This window comes from Frateuria sp. YIM B11624 (genome assembly GCF_049727805.1).
Classification (GTDB): domain Bacteria; phylum Pseudomonadota; class Gammaproteobacteria; order Xanthomonadales; family Rhodanobacteraceae; genus Frateuria_A.
Map to the genome: position 1 here is coordinate 1 of NZ_JBCNYA010000030.1, position 19,848 is coordinate 19,848.

Annotated in this window: 17 protein-coding genes and 1 pseudogene; 7 read left to right on the forward strand and 11 right to left on the reverse strand. The window is 68.4% G+C overall.

Going from position 1 to position 19,848, the window contains the following annotated elements; translation table 11 throughout:
• Positions 1–420 (reverse strand): annotated as a pseudogene (locus AAIL17_RS14440) (transglycosylase SLT domain-containing protein); the annotation flags it as partial.
• Positions 421–572: 152 nt separating this feature from the next.
• On the opposite strand from AAIL17_RS14440, the gene AAIL17_RS14445 reads away from it, so the two are divergent.
• Positions 573–2,162 carry a glycoside hydrolase family 17 gene (locus AAIL17_RS14445; RefSeq protein ID WP_424683555.1) on the forward strand — a complete coding sequence of 530 codons (1,590 nt, stop codon included), beginning with the start codon at positions 573–575 and terminating at the stop codon, positions 2,160–2,162.
• Here AAIL17_RS14445 and AAIL17_RS14450 read toward each other — a convergent pair.
• The 5 genes from AAIL17_RS14450 to AAIL17_RS14470 form a co-directional block, all read right to left on the reverse strand.
• A complete protein-coding gene (locus AAIL17_RS14450) occupies positions 2,076–2,489 on the reverse strand; it encodes a hypothetical protein (RefSeq protein ID WP_424683556.1) in 414 nt (137 codons plus the stop codon). The genes AAIL17_RS14445 and AAIL17_RS14450 overlap by 87 nt on opposite strands.
• Positions 2,486–3,319, reverse strand: coding sequence for an endonuclease/exonuclease/phosphatase family protein (locus AAIL17_RS14455; protein ID WP_424683557.1), 834 nt, complete (start codon positions 3,317–3,319; stop codon positions 2,486–2,488). The genes AAIL17_RS14450 and AAIL17_RS14455 overlap by 4 nt, the downstream gene beginning before the upstream one ends.
• Before the next feature lie 176 nt (positions 3,320–3,495).
• The gene (locus AAIL17_RS14460) at positions 3,496–4,146 is read right to left on the reverse strand and encodes a thiol:disulfide interchange protein DsbA/DsbL (RefSeq protein ID WP_424683558.1); all 651 of its coding nucleotides are present in this window, start codon (positions 4,144–4,146) and stop codon (positions 3,496–3,498) included.
• A 197-nt stretch (positions 4,147–4,343) separates the two neighbouring features.
• Positions 4,344–5,216: a thiol:disulfide interchange protein DsbA/DsbL gene (locus tag AAIL17_RS14465; protein ID WP_424683559.1), complete on the reverse strand. Its 873-nt coding sequence runs from the start codon at positions 5,214–5,216 to the stop codon at positions 4,344–4,346.
• A 63-nt stretch (positions 5,217–5,279) separates the two neighbouring features.
• Complete coding sequence (locus tag AAIL17_RS14470) at positions 5,280–6,011, reverse strand: c-type cytochrome (protein ID WP_424683560.1); 732 nt, start codon at positions 6,009–6,011, stop codon at positions 5,280–5,282.
• Between the two features lie 162 nt (positions 6,012–6,173).
• Between AAIL17_RS14470 and yihA the strand changes: the two genes are divergently transcribed.
• The gene (yihA, locus tag AAIL17_RS14475; protein WP_424683561.1) at positions 6,174–6,806 is read left to right on the forward strand and encodes a ribosome biogenesis GTP-binding protein YihA/YsxC; all 633 of its coding nucleotides are present in this window, start codon (positions 6,174–6,176) and stop codon (positions 6,804–6,806) included.
• Between the two features lie 84 nt (positions 6,807–6,890).
• Here yihA and AAIL17_RS14480 read toward each other — a convergent pair whose 3' ends face one another.
• A complete protein-coding gene (locus tag AAIL17_RS14480) occupies positions 6,891–7,382 on the reverse strand; it encodes a GAF domain-containing protein (RefSeq protein WP_424683562.1) in 492 nt (163 codons plus the stop codon).
• A 277-nt stretch (positions 7,383–7,659) separates the two neighbouring features.
• On the opposite strand from AAIL17_RS14480, the gene bioD reads away from it, so the two are divergent.
• The 4 genes from bioD to AAIL17_RS14500 all read left to right on the forward strand — a co-directional run bounded on the left by bioD (position 7,660) and on the right by AAIL17_RS14500 (position 12,429).
• Positions 7,660–8,364 carry a dethiobiotin synthase gene (gene bioD / locus AAIL17_RS14485; RefSeq protein ID WP_424683563.1) on the forward strand — a complete coding sequence of 235 codons (705 nt, stop codon included), beginning with the start codon at positions 7,660–7,662 and terminating at the stop codon, positions 8,362–8,364.
• A gap of 103 nt (positions 8,365–8,467) precedes the next feature.
• A complete protein-coding gene (locus AAIL17_RS14490; protein WP_424683564.1) occupies positions 8,468–8,818 on the forward strand; it encodes a hypothetical protein in 351 nt (116 codons plus the stop codon).
• 116 nt (positions 8,819–8,934) lie between these two features.
• Positions 8,935–11,133 (forward strand): peptidyl-dipeptidase Dcp, encoded by a 2,199-nt coding sequence (gene dcp, locus AAIL17_RS14495; protein ID WP_424683565.1) that lies wholly within the window; start codon positions 8,935–8,937, stop codon positions 11,131–11,133.
• Between the two features lie 60 nt (positions 11,134–11,193).
• Positions 11,194–12,429 (forward strand): hypothetical protein, encoded by a 1,236-nt coding sequence (locus AAIL17_RS14500; RefSeq protein ID WP_424683566.1) that lies wholly within the window; start codon positions 11,194–11,196, stop codon positions 12,427–12,429.
• A 170-nt stretch (positions 12,430–12,599) separates the two neighbouring features.
• Here the strand turns inward: AAIL17_RS14500 and AAIL17_RS14505 are convergent, their stop codons facing one another.
• A complete protein-coding gene (locus AAIL17_RS14505) occupies positions 12,600–13,967 on the reverse strand; it encodes a glutamate--cysteine ligase (protein ID WP_424683567.1) in 1,368 nt (455 codons plus the stop codon).
• 291 nt (positions 13,968–14,258) lie between these two features.
• Between AAIL17_RS14505 and AAIL17_RS14510 the strand changes: the two genes are divergently transcribed.
• On the forward strand, positions 14,259–16,082 hold the full coding sequence (locus AAIL17_RS14510) for a peptide-N4-asparagine amidase (protein ID WP_424683568.1): 1,824 nt from the start codon (positions 14,259–14,261) through the stop codon (positions 16,080–16,082).
• A gap of 86 nt (positions 16,083–16,168) precedes the next feature.
• Here AAIL17_RS14510 and AAIL17_RS14515 read toward each other — a convergent pair whose 3' ends face one another.
• The 3 genes from AAIL17_RS14515 to trxA form a co-directional block, all read right to left on the reverse strand.
• Positions 16,169–17,257: an alpha/beta hydrolase family protein gene (locus tag AAIL17_RS14515; protein ID WP_424683591.1), complete on the reverse strand. Its 1,089-nt coding sequence runs from the start codon at positions 17,255–17,257 to the stop codon at positions 16,169–16,171.
• A gap of 134 nt (positions 17,258–17,391) precedes the next feature.
• On the reverse strand, positions 17,392–19,161 hold the full coding sequence (gene rho / locus AAIL17_RS14520; RefSeq protein WP_424683569.1) for a transcription termination factor Rho: 1,770 nt from the start codon (positions 19,159–19,161) through the stop codon (positions 17,392–17,394).
• Between the two features lie 185 nt (positions 19,162–19,346).
• Positions 19,347–19,676: a thioredoxin TrxA gene (gene trxA, locus AAIL17_RS14525; protein ID WP_342707633.1), complete on the reverse strand. Its 330-nt coding sequence runs from the start codon at positions 19,674–19,676 to the stop codon at positions 19,347–19,349.
• Positions 19,677–19,848 lie beyond the last annotated feature (172 nt).

A 19,848-nucleotide genomic window follows, 5' to 3' on the forward strand; every position in this document is an offset into this window, starting at 1 on the left:
GTCGCAGGGGAGCGCATCACCCGGACCGGGTGTGTAGAGCGCGAGGAAGTCGTCCCAGCGCTGCTGGCGCGCCTGGCTGCGCAGCCAGGCGCGGCGCAGGTCGGCGGACGGCGGCAGGTCCGGGTAACGCGCGAGGAAACCGGCGACGGTGGCACGGTCCAGCGTGTCCACGTCGTGCTCGAGCGCGGCTTCCTCCAGATAGGGATAGAGCGGGTAGTCGGCCAGTTCCTTGGCCCAGCTGCGCCAGCCGTCGCCACCCTGCTGCGCCACCGTCCAGGCCTGCTTGAAGGCGATGCGCTTCGCGGTCAGCGAAGGCTCGGCGTGCGCCATCGCCGCGAGGCAGAACCAGACGGACAGGGCGAGCAGGAGATGCGACAACGCGCGCCGCGCGCGGGCGGCCGGGAGGATGTGCGGGGTCATTGTTGCAAGTGTAGTAAGCGCCGGTAAGCGCAGCGTTAATCGGCGGCCACCGTGAGGCCAGCGTCCCCGGTTTCATGCACGCTCCTACTCTCCGGAAGAAAGACCGTCCACGCCCTTTGTTAAGCTGGCGCTTTGCCCCTGCGCAGGAAGACATGTCCGCCACGCCGTCCCGTTCCCGTTCGCGCTGGCCCGTGTGGACAACGCTCGTGCTGGCGGCGCTCGCCGGCATCGCCGGCTGGTGGTGGATGGGGCGCCCGGTGGCGCTGCCCGACGCGCCGTCATCGCGCATCGCGTGCGTGTCCTATGCGCCGTACCGCCGGCCCGGCGAGACGCCGTACGACCCGACCATCTTCATCAGCCCCGAGCGCATCGATGCCGATCTGCGCGCGTTGTCCCAGCGCTTCGACTGCGTGCGCACCTATTCGCAGGGACAGGGGCTGGCGGCGGTGCCGGCGATCGCCAAGCGCCATGGCATGCAGGTGCTGATGGGCATCTGGCTGGGCCGCGACCCTGTGGCGAACGCGCGCGAGGTGGCGATGGGCATCGCTACCGCCAAGGCCCATCCGGACGTGCTGCGCGGGGTGGTCGTCGGCAACGAGGTGCTGCTGCGCGGCGAGCTTTCGCCGCAGGCACTGGCCGGCTACGTGCGGCAGGTGCGTGCGGCGGTTCCCGCCGCAGTGCCGGTGACCTACGCCGACGTGTGGGAGTTCTGGCTGCGCTACCCGCAGATGGCCAGCGCGGTCGACTACCTCACCATCCACATCCTGCCTTACTGGGAAGACGAACCGGTGCCGCCGGAGCACGCCGTGCGCCACGTGGCGCAGGTGTACGCGCGGATGCAGCGGGCATTCCCGGACAAGCCGGTGATGATCGGCGAGACCGGCTGGCCCAGCGCCGGCCGCCCGCGCCGGGCGGCACGCGCCACGCTGGTCAACGAGGCGCGCTACCTGCGCGAGTTCCTCGCCTATGCCGACCGGGTGCACATGCCCTACAACGTGATCGAGGCCTTCGACCAGCCGTGGAAGCGCGTGCAGGAGGGCACGGTGGGCGGCTACTGGGGCATCTTCGACGTGGACGCGCGGCCGAAGTTTCCGATGACCGGCCCGGTGGTGGAGGAGCCGCGCTGGTGGTGGGGCTGGATCGCCGGCGCCGCGGGCATGCTGCTGTTCGCGCTGCGCCTGGGCCTCCCGCGCCGGCAACCATGGCGCGAAGGCCTCGCGCTGCGCCTGGCCGGGCTCGCCGCGGGCGCGGCGCTGGCCTGGCAGGTGCGGCAGATGGTTTACGCCTGCCGCGACCTGTTCGAGTGGAGCGCATCGGTCGCCGCCTGCGTGGCGGCGCTGCTGACTGCGCTGTGGCTGGCGCGCGACTTCGCCGCGCGGCTCGGCGGTGTCGAAGGACGCGCGCCACCCGCCCGGCTGCAACTGGGCTGGCTGTTCGCCCTGGCCTGGTACGACCTGCTGCTGGTATTCGACGGCCGCTACCGCGACTTTCCGCTGGGCCTGTTCGCGCTGCCGTGCGTGGGCTACGCGCTGGCCGGCTGGCTGGATCCCCGGCCGGCACGCCCGCCGCTGGAGCACTGCCTGCTGGCGCTGCTGCTGCCGGCGCTGGGCACGCTGGTGGTGGTGCAGGAGGTGGGGCTCAGCCTCACCGCCTGGCTATGGCTGGTGCTGAACCTCGCCCTCGCCGGGCCGGTGCTGCGGGCCTGGGGACAGGCTGTCCGCCTGCGCACGCAGCAGCCGTAGGACGCCGACCAGCAGCGCGAACGCGCCGGCCTCGAAGCAGTAGAGCACCAGCGCCGCCACACCCAGCGCCGCGGCCAGCCAGGCCGGGAGCGGGTGGCGCCAGAACAGCGCGATGAAGGCGGCGGTGAGCGCCGCGTAGCCGTAGCCGTAGCTCAGGAAACCGAGCACCGCCCACTGCCGCCAGGCGCACCAGGCGGGGCCGCCATTGGCGGTGCACAGGTTGGCCACCGCCGGCGGTTCGATCATCCCGTAGCGCAACGCGGCGGCGGCCACGGCGACCAGCGCGAGGGTGAACCAGGGCAGCACCAGGCGCAGCATGCGGTTCATCGGCGCAACCGGTGGGCGCGTGGCGCCAGCGTGGCCGGCAGGCGGATTTCCGCCGCCAGCGGCAGGTGGTCGGAGAACGCCTGCGGCAGGGCCCAGACGCGCTCGAGCTGCAGCGATTCGGACAGCAGGATATGGTCCAGCGCGCGCCGCGGCTTCCAGCTCGGAAACGTCGGCGTCGGCTGCCCCGGCGGTTCCAGGCTGCAGCGCGCGAACAGATGGCGCATCTCGGCGCTGTGCGCCTCGGTGTTCAGGTCGCCCATCAGCACCACGTTGGGATAGTCGTGCAGCACCTCGGCGATGAAGGCGAGCTGGCGCGCGCGCGCCTGCGCCGATAGCGAGAGGTGGGCGATCATCACGGTCAGCGCTTCGGGCTCCGCGCCATAGCGCACCAGCAGCGCGCCGCGGCCGGGGATGCGGCTGGGCAGCGGATAGTCGTGGACGCTGTAGGGCTCCATCCGGCTGATCAGGCCATTGGCCGAATGCGCCAGCCGCGCCATCGGCCGGTTCGGCTGGTGGCTCCAGAACGGCAGGCCGGAGGCTTCGGCCAGGTAGCGCGTCTGGTTGAGAAAGCCCGAGCGCAGACTGCCGGCGTCGGCCTCCTGCAGGCCGATCACGTCGAACTGCGGCAGCACTTCGGCCAGGCGGTCGAGGTTGTCCAGCTTGCTGCGGCCGGGCAGCACCGCGTTGATGCTGCGGGTCAGGTATTCGCTGTAGCGCTGCACGCTGGCGCCGGCCAGGATGTTGCAGCTCAGCAGGCGCAGGCGGCGTTCCGGGGTGGCCGGCTGGGCGGCCTTTTCTGTGGGGATCTTGGCGGGAGCGGCGCGTGTCATGGGCGGCGTTAGCGGAAACGGGGCGTTGGCGAAGGTTCCCTGCACCGATCACCTTGAGCGTAACGCAGCGGGGCCGGAGGGATCTTTCGACTCCGGCCCTGCGGGCTGCGCCCAGGGCGAATGGCTTGAGGTTCGACGAGCATCGCCTGCCGTGCGTGAACGCGAAGCGCGCCGCGCTACTTGCCGGCCAGCTCGCGATCGACCAGCCAGTGCGTGAGCTTGACCAGTTCGTCGAGCGTCTTCACGTGCGCGCTGCGGTACTTGCCATCGACGACGATCGTCGGGGTACCGTCGATCTGCCACTTCTGCAGCAGGTCGAAGTCCTTTTTCATCTGCGCGGTGGCCGCGTCGGAGTTGGCGATGCGCAGGAACTCGGCGCGGTTGACGCCCTGCCGGGCGTAGAAGTCGGCCAGTTCGTCCAGCGTGTTGATCGGGTAATTGTCCTCGAACTTCGCCTTGAACAGCGCCAGATGGGTACGCTCGACCACGCCCAGTTGCTTGGCCGCGTAGTAGGCGCGGGCGAACGGCATCCACGCGTCGTTGAAGGGCGCCGGCAACAGCTTGAACACCACGCCCTTGGGCAGCGACTTGCGCAGCTCCTCGGCGGTCGGTGCGAAGTGCGCGCAGTGGATGCAGCCGTAGGAGAACACCTCGACCACTTCGACCTTGCCCTCGGGGCCCAGGCGCTGGTGCGGCGCGGGCAGCGTCACGTACTGGTCACCCTCGGTGAAGGGCGCGGGCGACTCCGGTGCGGCGCTGCAGGCGCTGGCCAGCAGCAGGCCGCCGAGCAGGGCGAACAGGCGCAGGCGGGCGAAGTGCTTGATCATGGAGGTCTCCGTGGAAAGGGAAGTCGTGCAGCGCAGCCGGGCCGCGCGGATCCCGCCCATTGAACCACCTTCGCCGGCGCGGCGAGGATCCAGTGCGCGGAAACGCGACTTCGACCGCGCATTGCCGGCGCGAGTTTCCGTGCTTCACAACGGTGCAGGAGCGCGGCTGCGCGCTCCTGCACGGCGGGTGCCGCCAGTTACTTGCCGGCCGCTTCCTTGGCCACCAGCCACTTGGCCAGTTCGATGGTCTGCGGGTAGCCGCCGGCGTCGCGGACGTCGAAGCGGTACTTGCCGTTGACGATCAGCGTCGGCGTGCCCGTGACGCCGTAGGCCTTGATCAGGTCGTCGGCGCGCTTCATCTGCGTATTGATGCTGAAGGAATTGGCCACCGCGGCGAATTCCTTGGGATCGGCGCCGCACTTGGCGTACACCTTGGCCGCGTCCGCGATGGTCGGCAGCGCGTCGTGCGGCTTCAGGCCGTTGCCGGCCTGGTTCATCGCCGACAGCTCGCCGCTCTTCCACACCGCGTCGTACATCGCATCGTTGCACTTGTCGGCCACGCCCAGCGCCTTGGCGGTGAAGTAGGCGCGCTGCAGCATCGGCCAGTTCTCCTGCGGGATGAACGAGGCGGGCAGGTAGGCCATCGTCGCGTTCGACGGCAGGCTCGCGGCGAGCTGGCCGACGACCGGATGGAACTGGTTGCAGGCCGGGCAGCCGTAGGAGAACACCTCGGTCACCTCGATCTTGTCGGTGGAGGTGGCCTTGGGCTGGGCCGGCTCGATGCGGAAGTAGTTCTTGCCCTCGACCCACTTGCCGGTGTCCACGAACGGTTCGGCCGGCGGCGTCGGTGCGCTGGCCGGAGCCGTGGCCGCTGCCGCAGTGCCGGCACTGGCCGGCGTGCTGGCGGCGGGAGCCGGGGCCGCGCTGCCGCTGGCCGCCGGCGTGGCGGGCGCCGGCGCCGCGGTGCTGCTGGCGGCCGGTGCGGCGGGCGTGCTGCCGGTGTCGCTGTCATGGCTGCAGGCGGCGAGCGCGAACAGGGCGGCACACAGGATCGGCAGGCGCTTGAGCATGGGAAACCTCGGGTTGGCTAAGGCTGGAAACGGACACGCCGGCTTGCGCCGGCGTGTGGTCGGTCAGGGCGTGGCCGGCTTGGCCGCGCCCGCCGGGTCGTTCACGTGCAGGCCTTCGACGTAGCTGGCCAGTGCCGCGATGTCCTTGTCGTCGAGCTTCTTGGCGATCGCCGGCATGATCTTGGCCTGTGCGTCGTCGCCCCAGGTGGTGCCGTCATGCCAGGACTTGAGGGTCTTCTCGATGTACTGCGCGTGCTGGCTGGTCAGCTGCGGATAGGCCGCACCCGGATTGCCGCGGCCGTCGATGCTGTGGCAGGCCATGCAGGCGGGAATGCCGCGCTCGAGGTCGCCCTGGCGGAACAGCTTCTCGCCCTGCGCGACCAGCGCGGCATCGGCCACGCCCGGCAGCGACTGCTTGCTGGAGAAGTACGCGCCCAGGTCGTGCATGTCCTGCACGGACAGCGGCGCGGCCATGCCCATCATGATCGGGTTCTGCCGCTGGCCCGCCTTGAAGTGGGTCAGCTGGCGGACGATGTAGGCCTCGTTCTGGCCGGCCAGCTTGGGGTACTGCGCATCGCTGGAGTTGCCGTCCATGCCGTGGCAGGCGCCGCAGGCGGCAGCCTTGCCCTGGCCGGCGGCCGCGTCACCCGGCTTCACCGCGGCAGTGGCCTCCGCCGGCGCCGCCGGCTGGGCGGCAGGAGCGGTGGGCGCGGCTGCGGCCGGCGCGCTCGTCGCTGGTGCGGCGTCCTGCGCCACGACGACGCTGGCGGACAGCGCGAAGACGAGGGCGATCATTCCCCCCAGGGCAGCAGGCCGGAAACCGGCGGACCGAAAACTCATACACTTGTCTCCCGAAAGACCGCTTAGATCCGCCGCGAACCGCTGCCAACATGGCCTGCGGCAGGCAGAAACCGCCGAATTATCCCCGCCCCACTGCATCCGGGTCAAACCGTTCCCATGCCCAATCCGCTCAGCGGCGCGCAGTTCGTGCTGGCCGCCCATCGCATCAGCCAATTGCCCGCCGACAAGGGCGCCGAAGTCGCCTTCGCGGGGCGCTCCAACGCGGGCAAGTCCAGCGCGCTCAACGCGCTGACCGGGCACAAGGGGCTGGCGCGCACCTCCAAGACGCCCGGGCGCACGCAGCAGATGGTGGCGTTCTCGCTGCCGCCGCTGGCGCAGGGCGAAGGCGAGGCGCCGCTCGATGCGCGCCTGGTCGACCTGCCGGGCTACGGCTACGCCAAGGTGCCGGAGGAGTTGCGCGAACACTGGAAGCAGGAAATCGACGCCTATCTGCATCGCCGCCGCAGCCTGCGCGGCGTGGTGCTCATCGCCGACATCCGCCATCCGCTGAAGGAGTTCGACCGGATGATGCTGGACTTCTGCTTCGAGACGAACCTGCCCTGCCATCTGCTGCTGACCAAGGCGGACAAGCTTTCGCGCAACCAGGCGATGCAGGCGCTGGCGGCGGTGCGCAAGGGATTCGGCGAAGGCGTGCAGGCCAGCGCGCAGGTGTTTTCCTCGGCCGACGGCACCGGCGTGGAGCCGGCGCGCGAGGCGGTGCTGGCGCTGCTGCGCACGCCGCGCGAATAAGGCGGACGGCGTAGGGTGGACTTCAGCCCGCCAGGCGTTCTCGCGAAGTGGCTGGTGGGCTGAAGCCCACCCTACGAAAGCGGATCAGCCGCCCAGCGAGGCCATGAACACCGCGCAGAGCGCCGCCATGCCCTCGCGGTCGTCCTCGTCGAAGCGGTCCACCCGCGGGCTGTCCACGTCCCACACGCCCAGCAGCGAGCCGTCCGGCTTGACCAGCGGCACCACGATTTCCGATTGCGATGCCGCGTCGCAGGCGATGTGGTCCTCGAACGCGTTGACGTCGCGCACCAGCTGGATCTCCCGCGTGCGCGCCGCGGTGCCGCAGACGCCACGCCCCAACGCGATGCGCACGCAAGCCGGCTTGCCCTGGAACGGGCCGACCACCAGCTCGGTGCCGTCGAACAGGTAGAAGCCTGCCCAGTTGAGGTCGGGCAGGCTGTTGAACACCAGCGCGCTGAAGTTGGCCGCGTTGGCGATCAGGTCGCGCTCGTCGGCGAGCAGGCCACGCGCCTGGCTGGCCAGATCCGCGTAGTGTTCGCGCTTGCTGGCGTAGGTGGCTTCGGAGAGGTGGAACATCGGTGCGTTTCCGGCGGCAAAGGCCGCATTATGCGCCCCCCACCCGGGTGGGGAGACCTGCGATGGGCGTGACCGGGCGGCGCAAGGGCATCGAGGCAGGGCGACGTTGCCGTGGTCGTCGTCGGGCTTGCTGCACGTGCCGGTGTTCCCGGGTCATTGACCACCACCGTGGGTTGAACGAAGAGCACTCCGGCCTTCGCGGGCATTTCGTCGCATCGCTTGCCCGTGACCCATGGCCGCAGGGAACATGGCTGTTCCGCATCGACCGAGGACCGCCATGCACGACCAACCGAAGGCGGGCCGCGCGCTGTTCGTCGCGGGCACGGATACGGGCATCGGCAAGACCCACGCCGCCTGTACGCTGATCCATGCGCTGCGCGCGCGCGGGCTCGTCGCATGCGGCATGAAGCCGGTCGCCAGCGGCTGCCTGGAGACGCCCGAAGGACGACGCAACGAGGATGCGCTCGCCCTGCAGGCGCCCAGCAGTCAATCGGTCCCTTACGGGACGATCAACCCTGTCGCCCTGCGCGAACCGCTCTCGCCGCACCTGGCCGCGCGGCTGGAAGGGGTGACGGTGGCGATGCCGCCGCTGCGCGTCGCCTTCGACCGGCTGTGCGCCACGCACGAGGCCGTGGTGGTCGAGGGCGTCGGCGGCTGGATGGTGCCGCTCGCCCCCGGCCTGCTCGCCTCGGCGATACCGCAGCAATGGGACCTGCCGGTGGTGCTGGTCATTGGCCTGCGCCTGGGTTGCCTCAATCATGCGCTGCTGAGCGCGCGGGCGATCCTCGCCGACGGTTGCCGGTTGGCCGGCTGGATCGGCAACCGCATCGACCCGGCGATGGCCGCGCTGGAGGACAACCTGGAAACCCTGCGCGACACGCTCCCCGCGCCCTGCCTGGGCGTGCTGCCGTACGGTCTCGCGCCGGAGCAGGCTGCCGACCGGCTGGACCTGGCGCGGCTGATCGAACACCGTTCACCCTGAGCACAACCCGCAGGGCGAAGTCGAAGGCCCGCATGCCCGCGATGTGGCAACCGCTTCACGCCTCGCATGCTTCGATCCACCCAGCCCCGCCACAGGAGTGCGCATGAGCCACCGCAACCACTACTACCTCTCGATCGCCGACATCCGCAGCGCGCACGGCGCCGATCCGGCGCTGGCCTGGCAGGGCTCCAGCCCGGACGACCTGGCCGCGGCGCTGCAGGAGGCCCTGCGCGGTACCGGCCTGTTCGAGCGCTGGCGCGCCATGCAGCCGGATCCGGACGAGGTCGACACGAGCCTGGCCGCCACCGACCCGCAGGCCACCGCCAGCGCCAGGGTCGCCGACCTGCACGTGGACCTGGACCTGGTCACCGACCTGCCGATGCGCGTGGTGCGGCCGCGGCTGAACTGGTTGATCGGCTCGGGCTGGCAGCTGCGCGACATGCGCGCAGCCTGAAGGCCAGCGGCAGGATGGCCGTACTTCCGGCCCTTGGAACTCCCGCCCCAGTGTGGTTAGAGTCGAACGCTTGATTCGACCGTTCCGCGCCGCGGACGCCACCTGGGGAAAACCGAATGCCTCGTCTCCGCCTGCTCGTGATCGCCACCTCCATGGCCATGGCCGCCTGTTCGCAATCGTCCAACGACAACCAGTCCACGCCGGCACCCGCGGCGAGCGCGCCGGCGGCCGGCACCAGTACTGCGCAGGCGAATGCGACCAATCCGTTCTTCGCCGCCAGCACGCTGCCGTTCCAGGCGCCGCCGTTCGACAAGATCAAGGAAGGCGACTACCAGCCGGCGATCGAGGAGGGCATGCGCCAGCATCTGGCGGAGATCGAGAAGATTGCCGACAACGCCGAGCCGCCGACCTTCGACAACACCTTCATCCCGATGGAGAAGTCCGGTGCGCTGCTGAAGCGCGCGATGATGGCCTTCGACACGGTCACTGGCGCCAACACCTCCGATGCGTTGCAGAAGGTGCAGGAAGAGGAAGCGCCCAAGCTCGCCGCGCACCAGGACGCGATCTACCTCAACGACAAGCTGTTCCAGCGCGTGGAGACGATCTACAACCAGCGCGACACGCTCAAGCTCGATCCCGAGTCGCTGCGCCTGGTCGAGGTCACCTACAAGGACTTCGTGCACAACGGCGCCAAGCTCTCGGCCGCCGACAAGGCCAAGCTGAAGGAGCTCAACAAGGAAGAGTCCACCCTCAGCACACAGTTCACCAACAAGCTGCTGGCGGCGACCAAGGCCGGCGCGCTCACCGTCGATGATGCGGCCAGACTCAAGGGCCTCTCCGAGGGCGACCTCGCCGCCGCCGCGCAGGCGGCCAAGGACCGCAAGCTGGACGGCAAGTGGACGCTCCCGCTGCAGAACACCACCCAGCAGCCGGCGCTGAAGGACCTGGACGACCGCGCCACTCGCGAAGCGCTGTTCAAGGCGTCCTGGGACCGTGCCGAGCACGGCGGCGACAACGACACCCGCGCTACCATCGAGCGCATCGCGCAGATCCGTGCAAGCCAGGCCAAGCTGCTGGGTTTCCCGACCTACGCCGCATGGAAGCTCGAGGACCAGATGGCCAAGACGCCCGAGCGGGCGATCGACTTCATGCAGAACCTGGTGCCGGCCGCCACCGGCCGCGCCGGGCGCGAGGCGGCCGACATCCAGAAGGTGATCGACCAGCAGCACGGCGGTTTCAAGCTGGCCGCGTGGGACTGGCAGCACTACGCCGAGCAGGTGCGCAAGGCGAAGTACGACCTGGACGAGAACCAGATCAAGCCGTACTTCGAGCTCGACAACGTGCTGCAGAACGGCGTGTTCTACGCCGCCAACCAGCTCTACGGGCTGACCTTCAAGGAGCGCCACGACATTCCGGTGTGGCAGCCGGACGTGCGCGTGTTCGAGGTGTTCGACAAGGACGGCACCTCGATGGCGCTTTTCTACTGCGACTACTTCAAGCGCGACAACAAGGGCGGCGGCGCCTGGATGAGCAACCTGGTCGACGAGTCGACCCTGCTGGGCACCAAGCCGGTGGTCTACAACGTCGCCAACTTCACCAAGCCGGCGCCGGGCCAGCCGGCACTGCTGTCGTTCGACGACGTGATCACCATGTTCCACGAGTTCGGCCATGCGCTGCACGGCATGTTCGCCGACACCAAGTATCCGAGCCTTTCCGGCGCCAACACCGCGCGCGACTTCGTCGAGTTCCCCTCGCAGTTCAACGAGCACTGGGCGACCGACCCGAAGGTGTTCGCGCACTACGCGATCAACTACAAGACGCACGAGCCGATGCCCAAGGCGCTGGTCGACAAGATCAAGCAGGCGCGCCACTTCAACAGCGGCTACGACATGACCGAGCTGGTCGCCGCCGCGCTGCTGGACATGGGCTGGCACACGCTGAGCGCCGACGCGCCCAAACAGGACGCCGACAAGTTCGAGATGGACGTGCTGACCAAGGACAAGATCAACCTGTCCTACGTGCCGCCGCGCTACCGCTCCAGCTACTTCCAGCACATCTGGGGCAACGGCTACGCCGCCGGCTACTACGCCTACCTGTGGACGCAGATGCTGGCCGACGACGGCTTCGAGTGGTTCAAAGAGCACGGCGGCCTGACCCGCGCCAACGGCGACCGCTTCCGCCAGATGGTGCTCTCGCGCGGCAACACCGAGGACCTCGCGAAGATGTACAAGGACTGGCGCGGCAAGGACCCGAGCGTGGAACCGATGCTGATCGACCGCGGGCTGAAGGACGCGCCACAGGGCAACGAAAAGTAACCAACGAACCGGGCCGGCGCGATGCCGGCCCGGTCATTCCGGGCGTCGCAAGGAGGGGACATGGCCAAGTGGCTGTCCGGCGTGATGGTGCTGTACACGCTCGTCGTCGGAGTCGTCAGCGCCACGAAGACTCCTCCGCAAACCTTTCAGGCAGCGCTGGACCGCTACGTCGCCAGCAGGGACCAGCTCGTTCCCGCATGGCGGCGCCTGCATGCGACGCGCTGGCCGGACGATCAATCGTACGTCTACCAGATGCTGGCCACGGCTGACGCCATGGTAGGCCGCTATGCCCAGGCTCGGCAGGAATTCGAACAGGCATTCGATCGCCCTCGGCCGAAATCCTCGGGCTGCTCCAGTGCCCTGGGCGAGGGCAGCTTCCAGGACTGGCTGTCCAGCCATGCCGCGAGGGTCGATCTGGTCATGGTCAACGAGGCGCACACCGAGCCGGTGACGCGTGCGCTGGTCTACCAGATGCTGCCGTTGCTGCGCCGGCAGGGCTACACCATCCTCGCGATGGAGGCCTTGTACGACAGCGACATCGCGCGCGCGATTGATGCGCGCGGCTATCCACTCGACGACAAGGCCGCCTTTTACTACCTGCGCGAACCGATCGAAGGTGAAGTGCTCCGCGAAGCCAAGCGCCTGGGTTTCCGGCTGATGAGCTACGAGCAATGGGCGAATGTGCCGGGTGCCCGCGAGGCCGGACAGGCGGCCAACCTGGCGGCGATCCTGAAGAAGCATCCGGGAGCCAAGGTGTTCGTCGTCGCCGGCCACGGTCACGTATACCGTCAGGACGGCCGCATGGCGCAGCGGCTGGCCGAGATCTACGCCAAGCCGTTCCTCAGCATCAACCAGCTCGGTTGGCAGGAGTCGCCGGCGACGGACCCTTGCGTGCGGGCGCCTGCGGGCGCGGCGGCGGATTCGATGGCCTCGATGAGGTGGAAGCCAGGCGATCATGGCACCGACATCACGGTAGTGCGTGCCGGTACCTACGCACTCGAGCGCGGCGCCGCCGGAAGCGACTGGCTTACGCTCGGCGGCACGCGATCGCACCATCGCTTCGGTACGGCACCCTGCGGGCCCCACGCCAAAGCCTGCCTGGTGGAGGCCCGCTACGCGGATGAGCAGGCGGAGGCCGTTCCCGCCGACCGCTACCTCGCAGGAGAGGGCGAGGAGCACGCCGATCTCTACCTGCGTGACGGTCGGTATGTGGTCAGCTATCGCGATGCGGCAGGCAAGCTCAAGGAAAGCGACAACATCTCTGTCGCGCACGGCGTTCTTTCAACGGTCCCTTGACCTGTCGCTTCCCTCTTCCGAGGGAGAGCAGACGCATATGCGAGCAGGTGCAAGGACTGTGTTGCCGCATCAGCGGAGGAGAATTGCCGGGTTTCATGCGTTTGAATAAAGCACGGCAAGAGCCGGCGCCGGGGGAAATCGGTCGCCGGCATATCCGAAGCCAGGGCGCCTCAGTAAGCGAACTCGCGGAACACCGGATCCACGCTGCCGCCCCAGGCGCCGTGGAACAGCTCGAGTTTGCGTTCGGCGGGCGTCTGGTTGGCTTCGACGATCTCGATCAGCGGATCGAGGAACATGCTCTCGTCGGCGCCGTTGCGGTTCAGTCGTGCGCGGCGCTTGAGGCCGTACGCGGCGATCTTCAGCGTCTCCGCGGCCAGTTCGCGTACGGTGCCGCCGCGGAACGGCAGCTTCAGCGCCTGCCGCGGCACGCCATCGCGCAGCGCGTGGCGCTCTTCCATGCTGAAGTCCTTGACCAGGTCCCACGCCGCGTCCAGCGCCTCCTGGTCGTAGAGCAGGCCGACCCAGAGCGCGGGCAGGGCGCACAGGCGGTTCCACGGGCCGCCGTCGGCGCCGCGCATCTCCAGGTACTGCTTCAGGCGCACCTCAGGGAAGGCGGTGGTCAAGTGGTCGGCCCAGTCCTTCATCGTCGCGCGCGTGCCCGGGGCAGCTTCCAGCTGGCCCTCAAGGAATCGGCGGAAGTCCTGCCCGGCCAGGTCGATGTAGCGCCCGTCCTGGTAGCTGAAGTACATCGGCACGCCGAGGATGTAGTCGACGTAGCGTTCGTAGCCGAAGCCGTCCTCGAACACGAAGTCGAGCATGCCGGTACGGTGCGGGTCGGTGTCGGTCCACACCTGCGAACGGTAGGACAGGAAGCCGTTGGGCTTGCCTTCGGTGAACGGCGAATCGGCGAACAGCGCGGTGGCGATCGGCTGCAAGGCCAGGCTGGCGCGGAACTTCTTCACCATGTCCGCTTCGCTGGAGAAATCCAGGTTGACCTGCACGGTGCAGGTGCGCGTCATCATGTCCAGGCCCAGTGAGCCGACCTTGGGCATGTACTCGCGCATGATCTTGTAGCGGCCCTTGGGCATCCACGGCATCTCGTCGCGACGCCACTTGGGCTGGAAGCCCATGCCGAGGAAGCCCAGGCCCAGCCCGTCGGCCACCGAGCGGACTTCCTCCAGGTGCGCGTTCACCTCGCAACAGGTCTGGTGGATGTTCTCCACCGGCGCGCCGGAGAGCTCGAGCTGACCGGCCGGTTCCAGCGTGATGTTGGCCTTGCCGCGGGTCAGCGCCACTGGCGTCTCGCCCTCGCGCGCGATTTCCCAGCCGTATTTCGCCGCGAGGCCTTCCAGCAACGCGCGGATGCCGCGCTCGCCCTCGTAGGTCGGCGGCCGGAGATCGTCGGTGCGAAAGCCGAACTTCTCGTGTTCGGTGCCGATCCGCCAGGCCTCGGGCGGCTTCTCGCCGGCGGCAAGGTAGTCGGCCAGTTGCTGGCGGCCTTCGATCGGGGTGCTCTTTACGGCACTGGGTATGGACACGGGCAAGCCTTGCTTGGGGGAGCGGCCACTATGGGGGCGTACATGGCCACGAAAAGGGGGCCGTGCCGAAATAGTGTACGCCCTGGTTCTGGTGCACGGCCGTGAAAGGTCCGGCTTGCTTGCGTCGTCGACGCACTGAACGGCAGCGAACTGGGCTGTTAGGTTTTTGTGAGTACATTCTCTTGATGTGTCCGTGCCCAGGATGTCCCGCGCAGGGGCATCTCAAGGAGAACGAACACGATGTCTATAGAGCTTGCGCGTCAACGAACGACGCAGGCGGCGCTTCCCGCCATGGCACTCGCCCTGCTCGCACCCTGCGTTGCGTCGGCCTCCCCGCAGGAAACGATCGAGCGGGCCGGCCCCCCGGTGCCGACGCCACAAACCCAGCCGTGCGAAGTGCAGCTGTTTCGCGACGCCCCGTTCGCCACCCCGGCCACCGGTTTCAGTTTTACCCCGCCAGTCGGCTGCCCACCTCCGTGGGCCAAGGTGGTGCTGAGCATGGATCTGGATGGCTCGCGCGCCGCGCAGACCCGGGGCGTGGCCGTGGCATTGAACGACGTGCCGCTGTTTCTTGGTCCGACGCCCGACACCGCTCAGCCGTCGAACTGGCACGTGGAGCGCGACCTGACCGACTACAGTGTGCTCTTCAAGCAGCCGGGCAATGGAGCGCTGATCGCTTTGCGCGCGTTCCGTGACGCGACCGGGGGCAGCACCCGGATCATCGGCAGTGCCACCCTGCGCTTCTATCCACCCAGGCCGGGTAAACGCACTCCGCGGGTGCCCGATGCCGTGTATCCGGCCTACACCGACCAGCTCTCCGGGCCACCCGGGGTCAGGGACCTCGCCTCGCTGCCCCACAACATCGAGCGCGCCTACCTGGACGTGACCGCAAACGATGAATCCTTCTGGTACAACTGCATCACGCCCGCCATGGCGCAGGCGCACCCGACGCTGATCAGCCCCGTCGCGCTGGGCTTGAGCCAGCGCGGGATCTTCCCTGCCGACCAGGGTTGCCTGCCCCACAGCTATTCCGACGTGCTGGTAACCGTCGATGGTTCGCCGGCTGGCGTCGCCCCGGTGTTCCCGTGGCTGCCTACCCATTTCAGCATCAACTCGGGACCCAGGCGTTCGCCCTTCTGGAATGCGGTGGACACGCCCACGGACAGCGCCGAATCGCTGGACTTCGTCCCCTACCGGGTGGACCTGAGTCCGTTCGCCGCCATCCTCAACGAGGCCGGGACCCACCAGGTGGCGTTGAACATGACTGCGCACATGGACATCAATGGGCAGTGGTTCCTTGCTCCACGCACGGCCAACCTGCTGGTGTACCTGGACCACGGCAAGAGCCGCCTGCCCGGCGCGGTCACCTTCAACTCGCTGCCGGCCAGCCTGCCCGAGCCTGCGGTCAGCGACGGACTCGTGCAGGACGGCGACCTGCTGCAGGGGCGGGTAGGTACCCGGCTGGACCGCGACTTCGAGATTCGCGGCTACGTCGACACCTCGCACGGCCGCGTCCAGTCGGCGGTGATCCAGCATTCGAGGTTCTGGAACGTACGGCAGTACCACGTCAAGGACGATCCCGCCGATTTCGGCGACCAGCCCTACTACCGGGAGGACCTGTGGCTGAAGAGCACGACGCAGAGCGTCAGCCGGCACACGCAGGGCGGGAACCTGCTCAGCGAGGACCGGCGGGACGCCAGCTATCCGCTGGAGATGCACTACATCGGTGCCGGCCGGTTGACGGACTGGTACAGCGAGGAAGGCAACCTGGACGTCGACCTGTTCGGCGGGTCGGTGAACGTGCACCAGCAGCGTCTGCTCGACGTCAGCCATTTCAGGCACGACCTTCCCCGATACAGCACCCAGTTGCGCGAAGAGTTCTACGGCAACCATCGGGTCGATCCGGACACCGACGCGGACAGCAACTGGCATGCAACGCATGCTTTCGCATTCCAGGACAGTCGCGGCAGCTGTTACCAGAAGACGGTCACCACCCAGGATGGTTCGCTGGACGACACGACCACCGGCATGGGTTGTCCCGATGGCATCAACCGGTTGCGCTGGTATGCGCATCCTGACGGTTCGCCTGATGGATGGAGCTGGCAGCGTCCCTGATGCGCAAGCGGACAGGCCGGCCTGGCCGGCCTGTCCGCTGCATGGCCCACGCCACGCCGCCCGGGGCTGGCCGTGGCTTGCAGGTACTACCGTGATGCGGCTCCTGTCTTCTGGAGCAGGGTGCCGAAGGCGGCGCCGATCTGCGCGTCGCTGAAACCACAATGGCCCTCGCCGGCGGGGGCGAGTACGGTCAGCAGATTTCCGCTGCCGGCCGCGCGGACCTGCTCCGGATAGACGCCGTGAAGCCGCGAGGGAATGGTCATATCGGCGACGTTCCATTCCATCACCAGCGGCACTTCGATGCGGCCGGTAAGGCTGGCGTTGCGGTCGGCGTAGGCAAGGGCTTCGGCCGGGCCGGCGTAGCGATGCACCCGGCGGTTGAAGGCGGCATCGTCGCCGAAACCGCGATAGACCGTCGTGCGGTTGTCCACGGGCATGCCGCCCGCACGCTGCTCCAGTTCGCGCAGCACCATGTAATAGAGCGACAGCGAGGTTTGCGTGCCCTGCAGACGTCGCTCCAGCAGGGCGGCCTGTGCCGGGTGCGTCTTGAGTGCCGTGGCGAAGACCGTGGGCGGAACGAATTCCGGCGCGTCCGCGGCAGCCAGGTCAGGCAGCACGCCGGGAATCAGCGCGTCGAAGGTGACCAGCGGTTCGAGCAGGGCATGGGATGCCAGTTCGGGTGTCGAAACGGTGGCGCCGCACAGGATCAGTGCGCCCGTGTAGGCGTGCGGATAGCGTTCCAGGCTTGCCGCCGCTTCGAGGCCGCCGAGCGAGAAGCCGACGAGGTACGTGTGGCGCGGGCGTCCGACGTGGTGGACAGCAAGCTGCCGGAGCCGCTCGTTGTCGATGATGGCATCGCCCACGGCCCATCCTTGCGATGCGTAGGCACTCTGCGCGACCGCGTATCCCTGCCCGAGGAAGAGCTGCGTGGGCTCCTTCGGTTCCATCGGTGTGGCCCGCGGCGCGCCCTGGGGCTCGTAGCCGTGCATCAGCATGACCAGGTCGCCGTTCCAGTCCGCGGGAACGTCGATACGGTAGGGCGCGCCGTGGAGCGTGCCGGATGTGGGCTGCTTGGACGGTGCCCCGGCCGCGAGCGCAGCCGGAGCCGGCATCCCGAGGCAGGCGGCCAGCGCCGTCCCTGCGATCCATCGGGCCACACGTTTCCATCGCTGCATGGTTGTCGCCTTGGGTGGGATCCGCGCCAACTTAGCACGCGAAAGGGTCTGTCCCATCGCAATGGCGAACATGCCGAAGGCCGCAAAACAAACAGGCCGGCATGTGCCGGCCTGTTTCGCGAAGACGTGTCGCCTCAGCGCTTCATCGAATTGAAGAACTCGTCGTTCGTCTTGGTGTTCTTCATCTTGTCGAGCATGAACTCCATCGCCGCGAGCTCATCCATCGGATGCAGCAGCTTGCGCAGGATCCAGATCTTGGCGAGCAGGTCCGGGTCGATCAGCAGGTCCTCACGGCGGGTGCCGGAGCGGTTGATGTCGATCGCCGGGTACACGCGCTTCTCGGAGATGCGGCGGGACAGGTGCACTTCCATGTTGCCGGTGCCCTTGAACTCTTCGTAGATCACCTCGTCCATCTTCGAGCCGGTGTCGATCAGCGCGGTGGCGATGATGGTCAGCGAACCGCCTTCCTCGACGTTGCGCGCGGCGCCGAAGAAGCGCTTCGGGCGCTGCAGCGCGTTGGCGTCCACGCCGCCGGTGAGCACCTTGCCGGAGCTGGGTACCACGGTGTTGTAGGCGCGCGCCAGGCGGGTGATCGAGTCGAGCAGGATCACCACGTCGCGCTTGTGTTCGACCAGGCGCTTGGCCCGCTCGATCACCATCTCGGCGACCTGCACGTGGCGGACCGCCGGCTCGTCGAAGGTCGAGCTGATGACTTCCGCGCGCACGGTGCGGGCGATCTCGGTGACTTCCTCCGGCCGCTCGTCGACCAGCAGGATGATCAGGTGCGACTCGGGATGGTTGTACTGGATCGCCTGGGCGATGTTCTGCAGCATCATCGTCTTGCCCGACTTCGGCTGGGAGACGATCAGGCCGCGCTGGCCTTTGCCGATCGGCGCGATGAGGTCGAGGATGCGCCCGGTGATGTCCTCGCTCGAACCGTTGCCGCGCTCGAGATGGAACGCCTTGCGCGGGAACAGCGGCGTCAGGTTCTCGAACAGCATCTTGTTCTTCGACGCCTCCGGCGGATCGCCGTTGATGTCGTCGACCTTGAGCATCGCGAAATAGCGCTCGCCTTCCTTCGGATGGCGCACGCGCCCGGTGATGTAGTCGCCGGTGCGCAGGTTGAAGCGGCGGATCTGGCTGGGGCTGACGTAGATGTCGTCCGGGCCGGCGAGGTAGGACTCGTCGGCCGAGCGCAGGAAGCCGAAGCCGTCCTGCAGGATTTCCAGCACGCCCTCGGCCCAGATGCCGCCGCCGGAGCGCGCGTGGGCCTTGAGGATGGAGAAGATCACGTCCTGCTTGCGCGCGCGCGCCACGCCTTCCTGGATGCCCAGCGATTCGGCGAACTCCAGCAGCTGGATCGCGTTCTTGCGCTTCAGCTCGGTGAGGTTGATCAGCCGGTCGCTGCTGCCGATGTCGGCGTTCTCGTCGTCCTCGGGCAGGCCGCGCGGGTTGTTGCGATTGGGCTGGCCCTGGTTGCCGCCCTGGCCGCCGCCTTGCCCGCCCTGCGGGCGCTGGCCGCGCTCGTGGCGGCGCCGGCGGCCGCGGCCGTCGCGGTCATTGCGGTCGTTGCGGCGCTCGTTGCCGCCATTGGCCTGTTGCTGGCCGTTGCCGTTCTGGCCGCCTTCGCGCGGTTCCTGCGGTGCGCGCTGGCTGGCGTCGCCCGCTTCGATCGGCAGGTTGGCCTGGGCGGGCGCCGGCGCAGGAGCGGGTGCCGGAACTGGCGCCGGAGCGGCCTGGGCCGGTGCGGAGGCCGCGGGTGGTGCAGCCGGGGCCGGGCTCGGCGCCGCGGCGGCCGCCTTCTCGGCGGCGGACTTGCGCGGCGCGCGGGTGCGCGGCGCGTCCGCACTCTTGGGTTCGGCGCGCTTGGCGTCGGACGGGTCTTGGGTTTCGATATCGGACACGGGCAAACCTCGTGGGGCGCCGTTGGGACAGGCCGTAAGTGAATCAGGAGGGAGATCGAGCGTCGCGCGATGCGCGCGGGAGGGGCGAAGCGGACCGCCCCTTTCGGTCGTAAAAGGAATCTAGCATCCGCCGCGCGGCGCCGTAAAGCGCGCGCGGCGGGGACGGTTGCTTCGAGGCGACTCGCTCAGATCGCCTTGTCGATCATCTGGCTGAGCTGGCCCTTGCTGACGGCGCCGATCTGCGTCGCCTCGACCTTGCCGTGCTTGAACACCATCAGGGTCGGGATGCCGCGCACGCCGTAGGTGCGTGGGGTCTTCTGGTTCTCGTCGATGTTGAGCTTGACGATCTTCAGCTTGCCCTCGTACTGCCTGGCCAGCTCGTCGAGCATCGGCGCGATGGCCTTGCACGGGCCGCACCATTCAGCCCAGAAGTCGAGCAGCACGGGGGTGTCGGACTCGAGTACGTCCTTCTGGAAGGCATCGTCGTTGACGTGGGTGATCAGGTCGCTCACCAGGATCTCCATGGTTGCGTGGAAAGGGGGTTTGGGACCGCGCGGCCGGCATCGGCTACACTGGGGCGCCCATGTTGCGCGGTTCTAACCGGAAGACTGCGGGGGATTGCCGTTGCGGCAGGCCTCCATTCCAGCGTAACTCGGGTCGCTATTCAAGCGATTCAAGGGCGGCGAC

Excerpts from the sequence above, each read along its gene's own strand:
- AAIL17_RS14445 (WP_424683555.1), top strand. The coding sequence starts at position 573 with ATGTCCGCCACGCCGTCCCGTTCCCGTTCGCGCTGGCCCGTGTGGACA.
- AAIL17_RS14450 (WP_424683556.1), bottom strand. The coding sequence starts at position 2,489 with ATGAACCGCATGCTGCGCCTGGTGCTGCCCTGGTTCACCCTCGCGCTG.
- AAIL17_RS14455 (WP_424683557.1), bottom strand. The coding sequence starts at position 3,319 with ATGACACGCGCCGCTCCCGCCAAGATCCCCACAGAAAAGGCCGCCCAG.
- AAIL17_RS14460 (WP_424683558.1), bottom strand. The coding sequence starts at position 4,146 with ATGATCAAGCACTTCGCCCGCCTGCGCCTGTTCGCCCTGCTCGGCGGC.
- AAIL17_RS14465 (WP_424683559.1), bottom strand. The coding sequence starts at position 5,216 with ATGCTCAAGCGCCTGCCGATCCTGTGTGCCGCCCTGTTCGCGCTCGCC.
- AAIL17_RS14470 (WP_424683560.1), bottom strand. The coding sequence starts at position 6,011 with ATGATCGCCCTCGTCTTCGCGCTGTCCGCCAGCGTCGTCGTGGCGCAG.
- yihA (WP_424683561.1), top strand. The coding sequence starts at position 6,174 with ATGCCCAATCCGCTCAGCGGCGCGCAGTTCGTGCTGGCCGCCCATCGC.
- AAIL17_RS14480 (WP_424683562.1), bottom strand. The coding sequence starts at position 7,382 with ATGTTCCACCTCTCCGAAGCCACCTACGCCAGCAAGCGCGAACACTAC.
- bioD (WP_424683563.1), top strand. The coding sequence starts at position 7,660 with ATGCACGACCAACCGAAGGCGGGCCGCGCGCTGTTCGTCGCGGGCACG.
- AAIL17_RS14490 (WP_424683564.1), top strand. The coding sequence starts at position 8,468 with ATGAGCCACCGCAACCACTACTACCTCTCGATCGCCGACATCCGCAGC.
- dcp (WP_424683565.1), top strand. The coding sequence starts at position 8,935 with ATGCCTCGTCTCCGCCTGCTCGTGATCGCCACCTCCATGGCCATGGCC.
- AAIL17_RS14500 (WP_424683566.1), top strand. The coding sequence starts at position 11,194 with ATGGCCAAGTGGCTGTCCGGCGTGATGGTGCTGTACACGCTCGTCGTC.
- AAIL17_RS14510 (WP_424683568.1), top strand. The coding sequence starts at position 14,259 with ATGGCACTCGCCCTGCTCGCACCCTGCGTTGCGTCGGCCTCCCCGCAG.
- AAIL17_RS14515 (WP_424683591.1), bottom strand. The coding sequence starts at position 17,257 with ATGCAGCGATGGAAACGTGTGGCCCGATGGATCGCAGGGACGGCGCTG.